11 protein-coding genes are annotated in these 17,275 nt (G+C 66.2%); 5 read left to right on the top strand and 6 right to left on the bottom strand.

All coding sequences use genetic code 11. The annotated features are described in order from the left end of the window. Positions 1-8: 8 nt before the first annotated feature. Positions 9-1,559 carry a BCCT family transporter gene (locus ACM0PB_RS20035; protein ID WP_414604846.1) on the bottom strand — a complete coding sequence of 517 codons (1,551 nt, stop codon included), beginning with the start codon at positions 1,557-1,559 and terminating at the stop codon, positions 9-11. 170 nt (positions 1,560-1,729) lie between these two features. Here ACM0PB_RS20035 and betI point away from each other — a divergent pair, with 170 nt between their 5' ends. The 5 genes from betI to ACM0PB_RS20010 all read left to right on the top strand — a co-directional run bounded on the left by betI (position 1,730) and on the right by ACM0PB_RS20010 (position 8,548). Next, on the top strand, positions 1,730-2,320 hold the full coding sequence (gene betI, locus ACM0PB_RS20030; RefSeq protein ID WP_005416394.1) for a transcriptional regulator BetI: 591 nt from the start codon (positions 1,730-1,732) through the stop codon (positions 2,318-2,320). Between the two features lie 38 nt (positions 2,321-2,358). Then, on the top strand, positions 2,359-3,831 hold the full coding sequence (gene betB / locus ACM0PB_RS20025) for a betaine-aldehyde dehydrogenase (protein ID WP_005416393.1): 1,473 nt from the start codon (positions 2,359-2,361) through the stop codon (positions 3,829-3,831). Between the two features lie 101 nt (positions 3,832-3,932). Beyond that, positions 3,933-5,615, top strand: coding sequence for a choline dehydrogenase (gene betA, locus ACM0PB_RS20020; RefSeq protein ID WP_005416392.1), 1,683 nt, complete (start codon positions 3,933-3,935; stop codon positions 5,613-5,615). A gap of 222 nt (positions 5,616-5,837) precedes the next feature. After that, complete coding sequence (locus ACM0PB_RS20015) at positions 5,838-7,514, top strand: long-chain fatty acid--CoA ligase (protein WP_065177624.1); 1,677 nt, start codon at positions 5,838-5,840, stop codon at positions 7,512-7,514. Positions 7,515-7,675: 161 nt separating this feature from the next. Further along, positions 7,676-8,548, top strand: a complete 873-nt coding sequence (locus ACM0PB_RS20010) for a crotonase/enoyl-CoA hydratase family protein (RefSeq protein WP_065184932.1) — start codon at positions 7,676-7,678, stop codon at positions 8,546-8,548. A gap of 70 nt (positions 8,549-8,618) precedes the next feature. Here ACM0PB_RS20010 and ACM0PB_RS20005 read toward each other — a convergent pair whose 3' ends face one another. The 5 genes from ACM0PB_RS20005 to ACM0PB_RS19985 form a co-directional block, all read right to left on the bottom strand. Then, entirely contained in the window at positions 8,619-10,793 is a 2,175-nt protein-coding gene (locus tag ACM0PB_RS20005) for a response regulator (RefSeq protein ID WP_164230388.1), read from the bottom strand. Next, positions 10,790-11,935, bottom strand: a complete 1,146-nt coding sequence (gene rpfG / locus ACM0PB_RS20000; RefSeq protein WP_049435901.1) for a cyclic di-GMP phosphodiesterase response regulator RpfG — start codon at positions 11,933-11,935, stop codon at positions 10,790-10,792. The genes ACM0PB_RS20005 and rpfG overlap by 4 nt, the downstream gene beginning before the upstream one ends. A 204-nt stretch (positions 11,936-12,139) precedes the next feature. Beyond that, the gene (lysS, locus tag ACM0PB_RS19995; protein WP_053499438.1) at positions 12,140-13,651 is read right to left on the bottom strand and encodes a lysine--tRNA ligase; all 1,512 of its coding nucleotides are present in this window, start codon (positions 13,649-13,651) and stop codon (positions 12,140-12,142) included. 160 nt (positions 13,652-13,811) lie between these two features. Further along, positions 13,812-15,452: an acetolactate synthase large subunit gene (locus tag ACM0PB_RS19990; protein ID WP_053499439.1), complete on the bottom strand. Its 1,641-nt coding sequence runs from the start codon at positions 15,450-15,452 to the stop codon at positions 13,812-13,814. A gap of 63 nt (positions 15,453-15,515) precedes the next feature. Further along, positions 15,516-16,901, bottom strand: a complete 1,386-nt coding sequence (locus ACM0PB_RS19985; RefSeq protein WP_414604845.1) for an NAD-dependent succinate-semialdehyde dehydrogenase — start codon at positions 16,899-16,901, stop codon at positions 15,516-15,518. Positions 16,902-17,275: the final 374 nt, after the last annotated feature.

Genomic DNA, 17,275 nt, shown 5'->3' with positions numbered 1-17,275 from the left:
ATGCCCGCTCAGCGGCGCGGCGCATCCGGGTCGGTGCGCAGGGCCTTCAACAGGCCCCACATGTAGAACGCCAGGGTGAACGAGAACGGCAGGCCGCACAGCACCACCGCCGTCTGCATCGCGCTGAAATTGCCAGCCAGCAGCAGGCCGACGCTGGCCACAGTGATGCCGGCGGCCCAGAACACGCGCAGCCAGATCGGCGCGTCATGGCCATCTTCCACGCCATCGTCAACGCGACGGGTGCACAGGTTGGCGATCATCAGCGTGCCCGAGTCGACCGGGGTCAGGAACAGCACGAAGCCGATCACCACCGCAGCACCGGCCACGTACGGCGCCGCAGGCAGGTATTCCAGCAGCTTGAACAAGGTCATCGCTGCATCGTGCTGGGCCACGTCACCCAGGATCGCCTGGCCATGGTTGAGCACCAGGTCGATGGCGGTGTTGCCGAAGATCGACAGCCAGGCCAGGGTGAAGCCGAGCGGGATCAGCAACACGCCCAAGATCACTTCGCGGATGGTGCGGCCGCGCGAGATGCGCGCCACGAAAAGGCCGACGAACGGCGCCCAGGCGATCCACCACGCCCAGTAGAACAGCGTCCACGAACCCATCCACTCACGGCCCTTGGGGTCGTTGAGGTACATGTCGAAGCTCTTGCGCACGAACGCGCCGAGGTAATCGCCGGTGTTCTGGATCAGGCCATCGAACAGGTGCAGGGTCGGGCCGGTGACCAGCACGAACAGCAGCAGGCCACACAGCAGGCGCACGTTGAGGTTGGACAGCCAGGCAATGCCCTTTTCCACGCCAGCGACTACGCCGATGGTGGCCACGACCATCATCACCAGCACGATCACCACCAGCACCTGCGGCGTATCCGGGATGTGGAACAGGTAGACCAGGCCGGACTGCACCACCAGGGCGCCGATGCCGAGGTTGGTCACCATCGAGATCAGCGTGGCCAGAATGCCGAAGCCATCGACCATGTCGCCGATGCGGCCATGAATTCGCTCACCGAAGACCGGGTACAACGCAGAGCGCAGCGCCAGCGGCAGGTCCCGGCGATAGGCGAAATAGCCCAGTGCCACGCCGACCAGCGCATACAGCGCCCAGCCATGCAGGCCCCAGTGCAGGAAGGTCAGCATCATCGCCTCGCGGCCGGCGGCCACGGTGCCGCCGGGCTGCCCGGGCGGGTGCAGGAAATGGTCCAGCGGCTCATAGGCGCCGTAGTACAGCAGCGCGATGCCGATGCCGGCCGAGAACAGCATCGAGACCCAGGCAACATAGCCAAAGGCCGGTGACTCTTCGTTGTGGCCCAGGCGGATGCGGCCGTACGGCGAGAACGCCAGCCACAGCACGAAGCCCAGGCACAGCACGATCAGCAGCATGTACCACCAGCCGAACGCGGCCGAGACCTCGGCCTGCGCCCATTGCAGCCAGTGCTCGCTGCCTTCGGGATAGAGCACGGTGAGCAGCCCGAGGATGCCGATCGACACTGAGGAGCTGAGGAAGACAAAACGGTTCAAGCGCAGGGGCGAACGCTTGGGATGAGCCAGGGAAGACATGGGGTCGTCTCATCAAGTCCGAGGGAGCACATGGGCGGGGCCGGACCGGTAAACCGGGCCCATGGCGTGGGGCGCGAGCGCATCCTATGGTTTATTGATTGAACGTTCAATCAATAAAAAGCATAATGGCGGGCAGCCCGATCCTTCGGGTCGCAAACCGTGGAGAGACAATGCCGAAGAAAGGCGTGGAACCGGTACGGCGCGAACAGCTGATCCGGGCCACTTTCCAGACCATCGACGAGATCGGCATGGCCGATGCCACCGTCGCCACCATCGCGAAGAAGGCGGGGTTGTCCAGCGGCATCGTCGCCCACTACTTCGGCGACAAGGACGGCCTGCTCAATGCTGCAATGCGGCAGATCCTGCGCGAACTGAAGGACGCCGTCGCCCGCTACCGCGCAGACGCCGGCGACGATCCGCGCGAGCAGCTGCGCGCCATCGTCGATGGCAACTTCGACGACAGCCAGATCAACGGCACCGCGATGCGCGTCTGGCTCACCTTCTGGGCCGCCAGCATGCACCAGCCGGAACTGGCCCGGCTGCAGCGCGCCAACGACCAGCGCCTGTTCTCCAACCTGTGCCACCAGTTCAACCGCCTGCTGCCCCACCCGCAGGCCCGCCTGGCTGCCCGCGGCCTGGCCGCGATGATCGATGGCCTGTGGCTGCGCGGCAGCCTGGTCGGCGGCCAGTTCAACGCCGAGAAGTCCCGGCGCATCGCTTACGGCTACATCGACTTCCAGTTGCAGGCTGTCGCGCTATAAGCGCTCCAGCACCCGCCCCCTTCCAAGGAGTACGCCCCATGACCACCCTGCCCGTCCAACAGCTCTACATCCACGGCCAGCGCGTCGATGCCACCAGCGGCAAGACCTTCAAGACCGTCAACCCGGCCACCGGCGAGGTGATCGCCGAGGTGCAGGTCGCCAGCCAGGCCGACGTCGAACGTGCCGTGCAGAGCGCAGCCGAAGGCCAGAAGGTGTGGGCCGCAATGACCGCCATGGAGCGCTCGCGCATCCTGCGCCGCGCCGTCGAGCTCCTGCGCGAGCGCAACGACGAACTGGCCCACCTGGAAACCCTGGACACCGGCAAGGCGCTGGCCGAGACCACCACCGTGGACATCGTCACCGGTGCCGACGTGGTCGAGTACTACGCCGGCCTGGCCACCGCCATCGAAGGCATCCAGCTGCCGCTGCGCGAATCGAGCTTCTTCTACACCCGTCGCGAGCCGCTGGGCGTGGTCGCCGGCATCGGCGCATGGAACTACCCGATCCAGATCGCCATGTGGAAGTCGGCGCCGGCGCTGGCTGCCGGCAACGCGATGGTGTTCAAGCCGTCGGAAGTGACGCCGCTGACCGCGATCCGGCTGGCCGAAATCTACACCGAAGCCGGCGTGCCGGCCGGCGTGTTCAACGTCGTGCAGGGCCCGGGCCGCGAGATCGGCCAGTGGCTGACCGAGCACCCGGTGATCGAGAAGATCTCCTTCACCGGTGGCGTCGCCACCGGCAAGAAGGTCATGGCCAGCGCGGCGTCCTCGTCGCTGAAGGAAGTGACCATGGAGCTGGGCGGCAAGTCACCGCTGGTGATCTGCGATGACGCCGATCTGGACCGCGCCGCCGACATTGCGGTGATGGCCAACTTCTTCAGCTCCGGCCAGGTCTGCACCAACGGCACCCGCGTGTTCGTGCCGCGCAGCATGCTGGCCGCATTCGAGGTGGCCGTCGTCGAGCGCGTCAAGCGCATCCGCATCGGCGACCCGATGGCCGCCGACACCAACTTCGGCCCGTTGACCAGCTTCCCGCACATGGAAAACGTGCTGCGCTACATCGAGAGCGGCAAGGCCGAAGGTGCCCGCCTGCTGACGGGTGGCGGCCGTGCCACCGAAGGTGCGCTGGCCCAGGGCGCCTACGTGCTGCCGACCGTGTTCTCCGACTGCCGCGATGACATGACCATCGTCAAGGAAGAGATCTTCGGGCCGGTGATGAGCATCCTCGCCTATGACGACGAAGACGAAGTGGTGCGTCGTGCCAACGACACCACCTTCGGCCTGGCTGCCGGCGTGGTCAGCAAGGACATCAGCCGCGCCCACCGCATCATCCATCGCCTGGAAGCCGGCATCTGCTGGATCAACACCTGGGGTGAATCGCCGGCCGAAATGCCGGTCGGTGGCTACAAGGAATCCGGCGTCGGCCGCGAGAACGGTATCTCCACCCTCGGCCACTACACCCGCATCAAGTCGGTGCAGGTCGAGCTGGGCGACTACGCCAGCGTGTTCTGACCGGCGCGCCCCGAGCACGCCCCATCGTCCGGCCACCGCGCCGATCCGACATTCCGCCGGGACGCCTGCATGCAGCGCGCCCCGGCCTGCAGGAGACACCCATGAGCACCCATAACGAGTACGACTACATCATCATCGGCGCCGGTTCAGCCGGCAACGTGCTGGCCACCCGCCTCACCGAAGATGCCGATGTCAGCGTGCTGCTGCTGGAAGCCGGTGGCCCGGACTACCGGCTCGACTTCCGTACCCAGATGCCGGCTGCACTGGCCTTCCCGCTGCAGGGCAAGCGCTACAACTGGGCGTACAAGACCGATCCGGAGCCCTTCATGAACAACCGCCGCATGGACTGCGGCCGCGGCAAGGGCCTGGGTGGCTCGTCGCTGATCAACGGCATGTGCTACATCCGCGGCAACGCGATGGACTACGACAACTGGGCCAGCATGCCGGGCCTGGAAGACTGGACCTATCTGGACTGCCTGCCCTACTTCCGCAAGGCCGAAACCCGCGACATCGGCCCCAACGACTACCACGGTGGTGATGGCCCGCTGCGGGTGACCACGCCGAAGGCCGGCAACAACGAACTGTTCGCTGCGATGGTCGAAGCCGGCGTGCAGGCCGGCTACCCGCGCACCGACGACCTCAACGGCTATCAGCAGGAAGGCTTCGGCCCGATGGACCGCACGGTGACCCCGAACGGCCGTCGTTCCAGCACCGCCCGCGGCTACCTGGACCTGGCCAAGCCACGCCCGAACCTGACCATCGTCACCCACGCGCTGACCGACCGCATCCTGTTCTCGGGCAAGCGCGCGGTGGGCGTGCAGTGGCTGCACAACGACCAGCCGCAGCGCGCCACCGCCCGCCGCGAAGTGCTGCTGTGCGGCGGCGCCATCGCCTCGCCGCAGATCCTGCAGCGCTCGGGTGTCGGCCCGGCCGACCTGCTGCGCAGCCTGGACATCGACCTGGTGCACCACCTGCCCGGCGTCGGCGCCAACCTGCAGGATCACCTTGAGATGTACCTGCAGTACGAATGCAAGAAGCCGGTGTCGCTGGCGCCGGCGCTGAAGCTGTACAACCAGCCGGCGATCGGTGCCGAGTGGCTGTTCCTGGGCACCGGCATCGGCGCCAGCAACCAGTTCGAGGCCGGTGGCTTCATCCGCAGCGACGCCGAGTTCGACTGGCCGAACCTGCAGTACCACTTCCTGCCGGTGGCGATCAACTACAACGGCTCCAACCCGATCAAGGCGCACAGCTTCCAGATGCACGTCGGCTCGATGCGCTCGCCCAGCCGTGGCCGCATCCATGTGCGCTCGAAGGACCCGCGCGAACATCCGAGCATCCTGTTCAACTACATGTCGCACGAGCAGGACTGGCGCGAATTCCGCGCGGCGATCCGCATCACCCGCGAGATCTTCGCGCAGCCGGCGCTGGCCCCGTACAGCGGCCGCGAGATCTCGCCGGGCAGTGCACTGCAGACCGACGCGCAGATCGATGCATTCGTGCGCGAGCATGCCGAAACCGCCTACCACCCGTCGTGCTCGAACAAGATGGGCCATGCTGATGACCCGATGGCGGTGGTCGATGGCCAGGGTCGCGTGCACGGCCTGGAAGGCCTCCGCATCGTCGATGCCTCGATCATGCCGCAGGTGGTGACCGGCAACCTCAACGCGCCGACCATCATGATGGCCGAGAAGCTGGCCGACGTGATCCGCGGCCGCACCCCGCTGGCCCGCAGCACTGCGCCGTACTACAAGGCCAACGGCGCACCGGTGCGCAAGCAGGGCTGACGCAAGCGGCCCGGTTGGCGCCACGGTAGTGCCGGCCGCTGGCCGGCACCAACCGGAATCCCGATCGAGCGCAGATGCCGGCCAGCGGCCGGCACTACCCAGCAAAGAGGCCCTTCGGGGCCTCTTCGCGTTTTCCCTACGGCGGGGTATGCTGCAATGACCGGCCGTTGTCGATACGCTCAGGGCCGGAACCTAATACATCACGATTCCTGGAGGGGGAATATGAGTCTGGATCGTCCCTGGCTGCAGAGCTATCCGAAAGGCGTTCCCGCCGAGATCGACGTCAACGAGTTCCATTCGGTAGCTTCGGTCTTCGACGCTTCCGTCGCGAAATTCCGCGACCGTCCCGCCTACTCCAGCTTCGGCAAGGTCCTCACCTATGGCGAGACCGACGCGCTGGTCAATCAGTTCGCGGCCTACCTGCTGGGAGAGCTCAAGCTCAAGAAGGGTGACCGCGTCGCCCTGATGATGCCCAACTGCCTGCAGTACCCGGTGGCCACCTTCGGCGTGCTGCGCGCCGGCCTGACCGTGGTCAATGTCAATCCGTTGTACACCGCGCGCGAGCTCAAGCACCAGCTGATCGATGCCGGCGTGACCGCACTGGTGGTGGTCGACAACTTCGGCGACACCGTCGAGCAGGTCATCGCCGATACGCCGGTCAAGCACGTGATCACCACCGGCCTGGGCGACCTGCTTGGCGCCAAGGGCGTGATCGTCAACTTCGTGCTGAAGTACATCAAGAAGATGGTGCCCAACTACCATCTCAAGGGCGCGGTGCGCTTCCGCCAGGCGCTGAAGATCGGCAGCCGCCACAGCCTGCCCCAGGTCGAGATCGACCACGACGACATTGCGTTCCTGCAGTACACCGGCGGCACCACCGGCGTGGCCAAGGGCGCGATGCTGACCAACCGCAACCTGATCGCCAACATGCAGCAGGCCTCGGCCTGGATCAGTGCGTCGGGCATCGAGATGGGCAAGGAGTGGATCATCACCGCCCTGCCGCTGTACCACATCTTCGCACTGACCGCGAACGGGCTGGTCTTCATGAAGTTCGGTGGCTGCAACCACCTGATCACCAATCCGCGTGACATGAAGGGCTTCGTCAAGGAGCTCAAGTCGGTGCGCTTCACCGCCATCACCGGCGTCAACACGCTGTTCAATGGCCTGCTCAACACCCCCGGCTTCGACACGGTCGACTTTTCCTCGCTGAAGGTCACCCTGGGCGGCGGCATGGCGGTGCAACGCGCCGTGGCCGAGCGTTGGAAGAAGGTCACCGGGGTGACCCTGGTCGAGGCGTATGGCCTGACCGAGACCTCGCCGGCGGCCTGCATCAACCCGCTCACCCTGACCGAATACAACGGCTCGATCGGCCTGCCGATCCCGTCCACCGATGCCTGCATCAAGGACGACAACAGCGCCATCCTACCGCTGGGCGAGGTCGGCGAGCTCTGCATCAAGGGCCCGCAGGTGATGAAGGGCTACTGGCAGCGCCCGGAGGAAACCGCCAAGGCGATCGATGCCGACGGCTGGCTGCATACCGGCGACATGGCGAAGATGGACGAACACGGCTTCTTCTACATCGTCGACCGCAAGAAGGACATGATCCTGGTGTCCGGCTTCAACGTGTACCCGAATGAAGTCGAGGACGTGATCGCGATGATGCCGGGCGTGCTGGAAGTGGCCGCGGTCGGCGTGCCGGACGAAAAGTCCGGGGAAGTGGTCAAGGTGGTCATCGTGAAGAAGGACCCGAACCTGACCGCCGAAATGGTCAAGGAGCATGCCCGGGCCAACCTGACCGGCTACAAGCACCCCAAAATCGTTGAATTCCGAAAGGAGCTGCCGAAGACCAATGTCGGCAAGATCCTCCGCCGCGAACTCCGCGATACGCCCGCCCAGTAAGGGTTTGCGGCAATTTGAACGATGCAGGGCCCGGGGCGGAAACGTCCCGGGCCCTTTCGCATGCGACGCCCCTGGGGCGGTGTAGCATCGCCGCGTGTGTGGACCGTTCGGCCCGCCGGCCACCCACCTGACACTGCGGGCCGCATGCCGAGGACCCTTCCATGAGTACCATCGAAAAGCTGCCTTCAAGCGGCTCACCGTTCGCCACCATCCGCACCGAAGACAGCGCCGGCGGCGCTGCCCACTGGCTGTTCATGCACGCCGATGCCGCCACCGGGATCCGCCCCTGCTGCCGCAAGGACATGCTCGACGAGATGTGGAGCTACATGGCGGCCATCACCCGCAGCCCTGCCGAACGCCACAGCGGAACATTGCGGCATTTCGTGCTGGCCTCCGATGCCGTCGCCTACAATCTGGGCGGCGACCTGGACCTGTTCACACGCCTGATCCGCGAAGGCAACCGCGACCTCCTGCTGAACTATGCCCAGCGCTGCGTGGAGGGCGTGCACCACCTGCACACCGGGTTCGGCGGCGACGTCCGTTCGATCGCGCTGATCCAGGGTGACGCCCTCGGCGGCGGGCTGGAAATGGCCCTGGCCTGCCACACCATCGTCGCCGAGGAAGGCAGCGGACTGGGCCTGCCGGAGGTGCTGTTCGGCCTGTTCCCGGGCATGGGTGCGTACTCCTTCCTGTGCCGGCGCGTGTCCCCCCACCTCGCCGAGAAGATCATCCTCGACGGCCGGGTCTACAGCGCCGAGGAGATGCACGCGATGGGCGTGGTCGACGTGCTAGTGAAGAAGGGCGAAGGCCGGGCGGCGGTGGAAGAACTGATCCGCCAGCAGCAGCGCACACCGCAGTCCTATCTGGCGATGAACGCCGCACGCGCCATCGCCCAGCCGGTCAGCTACGACGAACTGCTGGAGATCACCAAGGTTTGGGTCGATTCCGCCCTGGCCCTCGGCGACCGTTCGCTGCGCACCATGGACCGCCTGATCAAGGCCCAGACCCGTCGCGCCAGCCTCGACGCGGCCTGATTCATCCCTCCCCCAGGATGGGTTCAAGCCCGGTTGGCCACCGGGCTTTTTTTATGCACCCTGCCGTGGTTCAACGCGCCTCGCCATCGTCGGCAGCGCCGCGCAGCCGGCGTTCGGCCCGTGCCTCCAGCGCGCGCCGGCCTTCCTTGATCGCCTCCTGCAGGATGCCCAGGCGCTGGCGCCATTCGGTCTTCAGCTGCCAGTCGGCCATCCGCATCAGCTCGCCGGCACGGTTGGACGCGCGCATCAGGCCAAGGTTGCTGGCCACGCCCTTGATCGCGTGGGATTGTTCGCGGAACACATCCCACTGCGTGGCCTCACCGGCCTGCTCGGCCTTGCCCATGCAGCCCGCCACGTCCTCCAGGCACTGGCGGATGAACTCACGTTCGAAGCCCTCGCCCATCCCCAGCGAGGCCAGCTCGTCCAGCACGCTGCTGTCGAGCACCCCATCCTGCAGCGCCATCGGTCGCACCACCGGTGCGGCCATGGTCTTCAGCTGGGCGTTGCTGGCGATCTCGGCCAGGGTATCGAGCAGGCGCACCGCCACCACGGGCTTGGCCAGGAAAGCATGCGCCCCAGCCTGGGTGCAGCGCTGGATCGCCTCGGGCGTGACATCGGCACTGAGCACCAGCACCGGCGTGCGCGGACCGCCGCCGGCCTGCATCACCCGCAACTCCTTCAGCATGTCCAGCCCACTCATGCCCGGCATGTGCAGGTCGACGATGACCGCATCGAATTCACTGTCGGCCAGCGCATCCAGCACTGCCTCACCGCCGTCCACGCACAGCACGCGATGCCCGGCCTTCTGCAGCAGGCGCTGCAGGACCATGCGGTTGGCCTCGTGGTCGTCGGCCACCAGGATCTGCATGCTGCGCACGCGGGCGCGATGGCGCAGGAACGGGTCGGCAAATGCGATCACGTTGCCACCCGGCCCCGCGTCGTCGTCGCCGGTCAGGCTCGGCACCGCACCCGGCACCTGCGGTTGCGGCGGCGCGAACGGCAGCTCGACCCAGAAATGGCTGCCGCGCGGCGGGTTTTCCAGATAACCGATATCGCCGTCCATTGCTTCGACCAGGCCCTTGGCGATGGTCGTGCCCAGCCCGGTGCCCTCGTGGCGACGCGCCATGCTGACGTCAGCCTGCTCGAAGGCATCGAACAGCCGCGCACGCATGGCCGGCGCTACACCGATGCCGGTGTCGAGGATGTCGAAGCGCAGCCGCACCGCGCCACTGGTATCGGCCTGCACCACGCTGACACGGATTTCGACCCGGCCGTGATCGGTGAACTTGACCGCGTTGCCGGCCAGGTTCAGCAGGATCTGCCGCAGGTGCCCGACGTCTCCGCGCACGCGGGGCGGCACACCATCGGCGACCTTCACCCGGTAATCCAGGCGCTTGGCCTTGGCCTGCGGCAACAGGATCAGCCCGATCGCCTGGATCACGTCGGCCACGGCGAAGTCTTCGGCCACCACGCGCAGCTTGCCGGCCTCGATGGCCGAGATGTCCAGCACTTCCTCCACCAGCGCCAGCAGGCTGCGCGACGACGCCTGGATGGTGTTGAGGCACTCGCGCTGCTCATCGTCCAGGCGCGTGGTCGCCAGCACTTCGGTCATGCCGTTGAGGCCGTTCAACGGCGTGCGGAACTCGTGGCTCATGTTGGCCAGGAAACGGCTCTTGGCCTCGCTGGCACGGCGCGCCTCGGCCATCGCTTCGGTCAGCTGCCGCAGCAGTGTCGAGAAGTACAGCGGCACCGCCGCCAGGCCGAGCCAGAGGCCGATGGCCAGACGGAAATTCTGTTGCCAGTAAGGCGTCAGCAGCACCGTGCAACCGAAGCTCACCATCGCCATCGCCACCGCCACGTACAGGTAGTGGTTGCCGAAGCGCATGCCGTTGCCGACCGTCACCCACATCACCACGATGTAGACCCAGGCCAGCGGCTCGCCCATCTGCACCATGCCGGCAGCGATCAGGCCATAGTCGGCGAGCATGCCCAGCACGCGGCGGGGATCGGAACGCGCCGGCCGCCACAGCAGCCAGCCGAACAGCAGCAGCGACAGGCTCAGGCCGGTCAAGACGATCGCCAGCACGCCCACGTACTGCGTGTGCGGCAGATCGTGGCGCGGCGCCGGCAACAGCACGTAGGCCAGGATCAGGCTGATCAGGACAATACGGACGATCTGCTGGCCGTGTTCGCTGTCCTGGCGCTGGGACAGGCGCAGCCGCAGCTGCGACAACAGCCGTTTCACGCGCCCAGCCCCGGGCGCGCGGACGCCATCGAATGCTCGGCGCAGATCTGGTCCAGCTGTTCGCGGCCGCGCAGCAGCGCGTCCACACATCGGGGATCGAACAGCCGTCCACGCTGGGCGTAGAGATAAGCCAGGGTGGCTTCCATGGTCCATGCTTCCTTGTACGGACGGGGCGAAATCAGGGCGTCGAAGACATCGGCGACAGCCACGATGCGCGCTTCCAGCGGAATCGCATCGCCGACCAGCCCATCAGGATAGCCGCTGCCGTCGTAGCGCTCATGATGACGCAGTGCGATCAACGCGCCAACCTGGATGAAACGATTCTGGCTGCCGCTCAGCAGTTCATGGCCAATCCGCGGGTGCCGGCGCATGATCGCCAGCTCCTCCTCGTTGAGCTTGCCCTGCTTGAGCAGCACCGCATCGGGAATGGCGATCTTGCCCATGTCATGCAGCGGCGCAGCCATTTCGATCAGGCGCACCTCCTCCTCGGGCAGCCCGAGCTGTTCGGCAATCAGGCCGGCCACACGTGCCATGCGCTCCAGGTAGGCGCTGGTGCCGGCATCACGGAACTCGATCGCGCGCGCCAGCCGCGACAGCGTTTCGCGCTCCCGCTCTTCGACCTCATGCATGCTGGCCAGCAGGCGCTGCTCCAGCGACAGCGCCCGTTGCTTCACGTTCTCGGTCTGCTGGCGCAGCTGCAGCAGGTTGTAGCAGCGCGCACGCAGTTCGCGCGGGCGGATCGGCTTGACCAGGAAGTCGATGACCCCTGCTTCCAGTGCCGCCTGGCGGATCGGCTCGTCACCGACCACGGTGATCAGGATCACCGGAATGTCGCGGTGCTTGGGCAGCCGACGGAAACGGCGAGCGAATTCCAGCCCGTCCATCTCCGGCATGCGGTAATCGAGCAGCAGCAGGTCGACCGGATGGGCTTCACACCAGGCCAATGCGGTCAGCGGATCGCCGAAGTCATACACGCTCAGTTCCGGCGCGATGTCTTCGATGACGTGACGCAGCATCGTCCGGGCGGAAGTCTGGTCATCAACGATGACGATATTCAACGCGTACTCTGCCTGGTTTTTCGACCACGCTGGATCATCAGCAGGCGAGGATACTCTGCCGCTGCGAACGCTCGCACCCTGCATCGGCCTGACTCCCGTGTCGTGCATCCCGATTCATGATCGTCATCACAATGTGAAGCGGACTCCCCACACCGTGCCCTCCCCTAACGCCGATCAAGCCATAGCAGGCGTCAAGGTAGTGCAATTACGATACGCCGAGTGCGGGACGCGTCAATCGCGCCGTCTCGTTTCGGGACGGCGCGCACAATCGGGAGTCAAAAAGGTGACTTACTGCTCCGGACGCATGTACGGGAACAGCAGCACATCGCGGATCGAGCTGCTGCCGGTCAGCAGCATCACCAGACGATCGACGCCGATACCCAGGCCGCCGGTCGGGGCCATGCCGTACTCCAGCGCACGGATGTAGTCGGCGTCGTAGTGCATGGCCTCGTCGTCGCCACCTTCCTTCGCGGCCACCTGGGCCTGGAAGCGCTGAGCCTGGTCTTCCGGGTCGTTCAACTCGGAGAAGCCATTGGCCAGCTCCTTGCCGTTGACGAACAGCTCGAAGCGGTCGGTGTAGCCCGGATCATTGTCGTTGGCACGGGCCAGCGGCGAGACTTCCACCGGATGGTCGGTGATGAAGGTCGGCTGGATCAGGGTGTGCTCGACGGTGGCCTCGAAGATCTCAAGCAGCAGCTTGCCCCAGCCGTAGGACGGCTTGACGCGGATGTTCAAGCGCTCGCAATGGCGCAGTAGCGCGTCACGGTCGGTGCAGTCGGCAACCGAGATTTCCGGGTTGTGGTGGCGCACGGCTTCGTCCATGCGCCAGCGGCGGAACGCCGGGCCCAGGTCGATCTTCGCCCCGTCCCACTCGACCTCGGTGCTGCCGTTGACTGTCCTGGCCACGTCACGGATCACGCCTTCGGTCAGGTCCATGATCTCGTTGTACGTGGCATAGGCCTCGTACAGCTCCATCATGGTGAATTCTGGATTGTGGCGGGTGCTGACGCCTTCGTTGCGGAAGTTGCGGTTGATCTCGTACACGCGCTCCAGGCCGCCCACCGTCAGGCGCTTGAGGTACAGCTCCGGCGCCACGCGCAGGTACAGGTCCAGGTCCAGCGCGTTGTGGTGGGTGGTGAACGGCTTGGCCGCCGCGCCGCCGGGGATGTAATGCATCATCGGCGTCTCGACTTCCAGGAAGTCGCGGTTGTCCAGCCACGCACGCATGGCGCGGATGATCTTCGAGCGCTTGATGAAGACCGCGCGCGACTCCGGGGTGACGATCAGGTCGACGTAACGCTGGCGGTAACGCTGCTCGACGTCGGCCAGGCCATGCCACTTGTCCGGCAACGGACGCAGCGACTTGGTCAGCAGGCGGATCGACTCGGCCTTGACCGACAGCTCGCCGGTCTTGGTGCGGGTCAGGCCACCTTCTACGGCGATGATGTCGCCCACGTCCCAGCCCTTGAACGCGGTGTAGGCATCGCCCAGCACGGCCCCCTGCAGGAACAGCTGGATGCGGCCGGACTCGTCCTGGATCTGCGCGAAGCTCGCCTTGCCCATGATGCGCTTGGCCATCAGGCGGCCGGCCATCTTCACCTGGCGGCCGTTGCCTTCCAGCGCCTCGGCGGTCCACTGTTCGGCATCGGCGAATTCGTCCTGCAGGCGGCCGGCGAAGTCCTCACGACGGAAATCGTTCGGGTACGCGATGCCCTGCCCACGCAGCGCTTTGAGTTTCTCACGGCGCTCGGCGATCAACTTGTTCTCGTCGACGGGGGGGGTATCGGTAGCTTCGCTCATGGATCTGCGGGAATCGTGTAGTGAGGGGGGATGCTGCGCCCGGCACAGCCGGTTGCCCAGCATACCAAAACCGCCCTGCCCAAGCCGGGAGAGGGGTCAGATCCCTTTGCGCAGCAAAGGGATCTGACCCCATCCGGGACCCTACCTGGCCCCTGGATATCTACCTGTTCCCGGGGAACGCCTGGCGCAGCTCGTCCACCAGCACCCGCTGGTTTTCCGAGTAATCGATCGGTACCGACACCAGGTGCACCCCGCCCTCGTTGAAGGCCGCCTGCAGGGTCGGGATGAACTGCTCGATGGCGGTCACCTCATGCCCCTTGCAGCCATAGGCCTCGGCGTACTTCACGAAGTCGGGGTTGCTGAAGGTCATGCCGTAGTCGGTGAAGCCATCCACCGCTTGCTTCCAGCGGATCATGCCGTAGGCGCCGTCATTGAGGATCAGCACCACCAGGTTGAGCCCCAGCCGGCGCGCTGTCTCCAGCTCCTGGCTGTTCATCATGAAACCACCATCACCACACACCGCCAGCACCCGCCGCTGTGGATACAGGATCGAGGCCATGATCGCCGATGGCAGGCCCGCGCCCATGGTCGCCAGCGCGTTGTCCAGCAGCAATGTGTTGGCGACCTGGGTACGGTAGTTGCGGGCGAACCAGATCTTGTACATGCCGTTGTCCAGCGCCACGATGCCGTCCGGCGGCATCACCTGGCGCACGTCGTGCACCAGCCGCTGCGGTGTGAACCCGGCCTCTTCGGCGCGGTCGGCCAGATGCTCGAGGATGGTCGCGCGCAGCGGCAGCAAAGCATCGGCGTTCGGCACCGCGCCTTCGATGCGGTCGGCCAGTTGGGTGAGCGAACGGCCGATGTCGCCGATCACCTCCACCTGCGGGAAGTACACCTGTTCCACCGCCGCCTGCGAGTAGCCGATATGGATCACGGTCGGGCCACCCGGGCGCATCACGAACGGCGGCTTTTCGGTCACCTCGTGGCCGATGGTCACGATCACGTCAGCCTGGTCGATCGCCATGTGCACGTAGTCACGCTCGGTCAGCGCGGCGGTGCCCATGTACAGGCCCGAACCTCCGGCCACCGCGCCCTTGCCCATCTGCGTGGTGAAGAACGGGATGCCGGCGCGCAACACAAAGGCCGACAGCGCTTCACTGGACTGCGGTCGCGACGCCGCCGATGCGATCATCAACAACGGCCGCTTGGCATTGCGGATGATCTCAGCCGCCCGATCCAGCGCCTCCGGGCTGGCAATGGGACGGTCCACCGCATGCGGCGGAATCAGCGCCACGCCCTCGACCTCATCGGCCGCGATGTCTTCGGGCAGCTCCAGCAGCACCGGGCCCGGGCGCTCCTCCTGAGCGACACGGAACGCCTCGCGGACGATGGTCGGGATCGTGCGCGCCGAGACGATCTGCCGCGCCTGCTTGGTCAGCGGCTTCATCGTGCCGACGATGTCGACAATCTGGAAGCGCGCCTGCTTGCTGGCGACGATGCCCTTCTGGCCGGTGATCATGATCACCGGCCACGCACCCAGCAGCGCATAGGCGGCGCCGGTGGTGAAGTTGAGCGCGCCGGGGCCGAGCGTGGCCAGGCACACGCCGGGCTTGCCGGTCAGGCGGCCATAGGTTGCAGCCATGAACACCGCTGCCTGTTCGTGGCGGGTGATGACCAGCTCGATGCTGGAATGACGAAGCGACTCGACCACGTCGAGGTTCTCTTCGCCGGGAATACCGAAAATGCGCTCGACGCCTTCGTTCTCAAGCGCGGCGACGAGCAGGTCTGAACCCTTGGACATTGGAATGCCGTCCTTTTCGCTGGACTGGTGGTGGATCGTTGCAGGAAGGATGAGAGCCGCGCGTCAACGCTTGTCGAACCACACCGTCTGCGCGTTGACGAATTCGCGGATGCCGAAGTGCGAGAGCTCACGACCGAAGCCACTCTTTTTCACGCCGCCGATCGGCACGCGCGGGTCTGAAGCGGAGAAGCCGTTGACGAACACGCCGCCGGTCTGCAGCCGGCGCGCCAGCTGCATGGCCCGTGCGCGGTCGCCGGTCCACAGGTTGCCGCTCAGGCCGAATTCGCTCTGGTTGGCCAGTTCCACCGCATGGTCGGCGTCGCGGGCGCGACTGATCGAGGCCACCGGCCCGAAGGTCTCGGTATCGAAGGCCTGCATGCCAGGCTCTACGTCGGCCAGCACGGTGGGTGCATAGAAGGCTCCAGGGCGATCCAGCGGGTGGCCGCCAACCAGCAGCCGCGCACCGGCCTCCACCGAAGCCCGTACCTGCGCATCGAGCTGCTCCAGCAGGTCCTGGCGCGCCATCGGGCCGATGCGGTTGGCCGGGTCGCGGCCATCGCCGATGGTCAGTGCCTGCACCTTCTGGCAGAACTGCGCCACGAAACGATCGTAGACCGCGTCTTCGACGATGATGCGCTTTCCGGCGATGCAGACCTGCCCGGTGTTCTGGAAGCGCGAGGCCACCGCCGCATCAACGGCGGCGTCCAGATCGGCGTCGGCCAGCACGATGAACGGATCCGAGCCCCCCAGCTCCAGCACCACCTTCTTCAGCGCCTGCCCGGCCTGGGCGGCGATGCTGCGGCCTGCGGCCACGCTGCCGGTCAGGGTCACTGCGGCGATGCGATCATCGGCGATCGCGCGGCTGGTGCCCTCGCGGCTGATGTTGGCGGCGATGAAGGTGCCTTCCGGCAGCCCGGCATCGCGCCAGGCCGCGTCGAGCAGCTGCGCGGTACCGACGATGTTCTCGGCCGGCTTCAGCAGGAAGCCGTTGCCGCCCATCAGGATCGGCACCGCCGCACGCATCACCTGCCAGTACGGGAAGTTCCACGGCATGATGCCCAGCACCACGCCCAGCGGCAGGTAGGCCACATAGGCCTTGTCGTCGAGCACCTGGGTCGGCTCGTCGCGCAGGAACTGCGCACCGTGGTCGGCGTACCAGTCGCACAGCACGGCGCACTTCTCGATCTCGGCCAGCGATTCGGCCTGCACCTTGCCCATCTCGGCGGTAGCCAGCGCGGCCAGCTTTTCACGGTCACGCCGCAGTACGGCGGCCATCGCACGCAGTACGTCTGCGCGCTGTTCGAGGCTCTTGACGCTCCAGGCCGCAAAGCCGACCTGGCCGCGATCGAGGATGGCTTCCAGTTCGGCGTCGGTAGCGAAGGGGTGGCTGGCGATCTGCTGGCCGGTGGCCGGATCACGGGAAATGGCGGTGGTGGGGGCAGCGGACATGCAGGGCTCCTGTTGTCTCGGCAACGGGCAGCGGCCCGTCTTCTGCACAGGAATGTGAACCCGATTGGCGGAGGCAACAAGGCGTCTGCTTATCCTGTGACCTGCACTTACCTGTCTGAATGGGGCTGTTTGCAGGGCTGCGCCCTGCACCCGCAGAGGCCAGGGCAACGTCAAGGTCAAAGGCCTGCATTCCGTGGGATGGCGGGGTGGGTCCGGTTGCGGGGGACGGCGTGAATCGCCCTCCGGGGTCCGGCCCAGCCGCCGGCGGCTGGGCGTTCGGGCGCTTGCGAAGCAGTGCTTCGCAAGCAAAGCGCCCTCACCCATGTAGCCTCGGTCGCGCCATCCATGGCGCTCACGCCCCCGCAACCGGGCCC

The organism is Stenotrophomonas sp. AR029, assembly GCF_047520695.2.
In the GTDB taxonomy this organism is placed as follows: domain Bacteria; phylum Pseudomonadota; class Gammaproteobacteria; order Xanthomonadales; family Xanthomonadaceae; genus Stenotrophomonas; species Stenotrophomonas sepilia.
The sequence above is the reverse complement of the archived record's forward strand: the minus strand, read 5'-3'. Positions and strand labels throughout refer to the sequence as shown.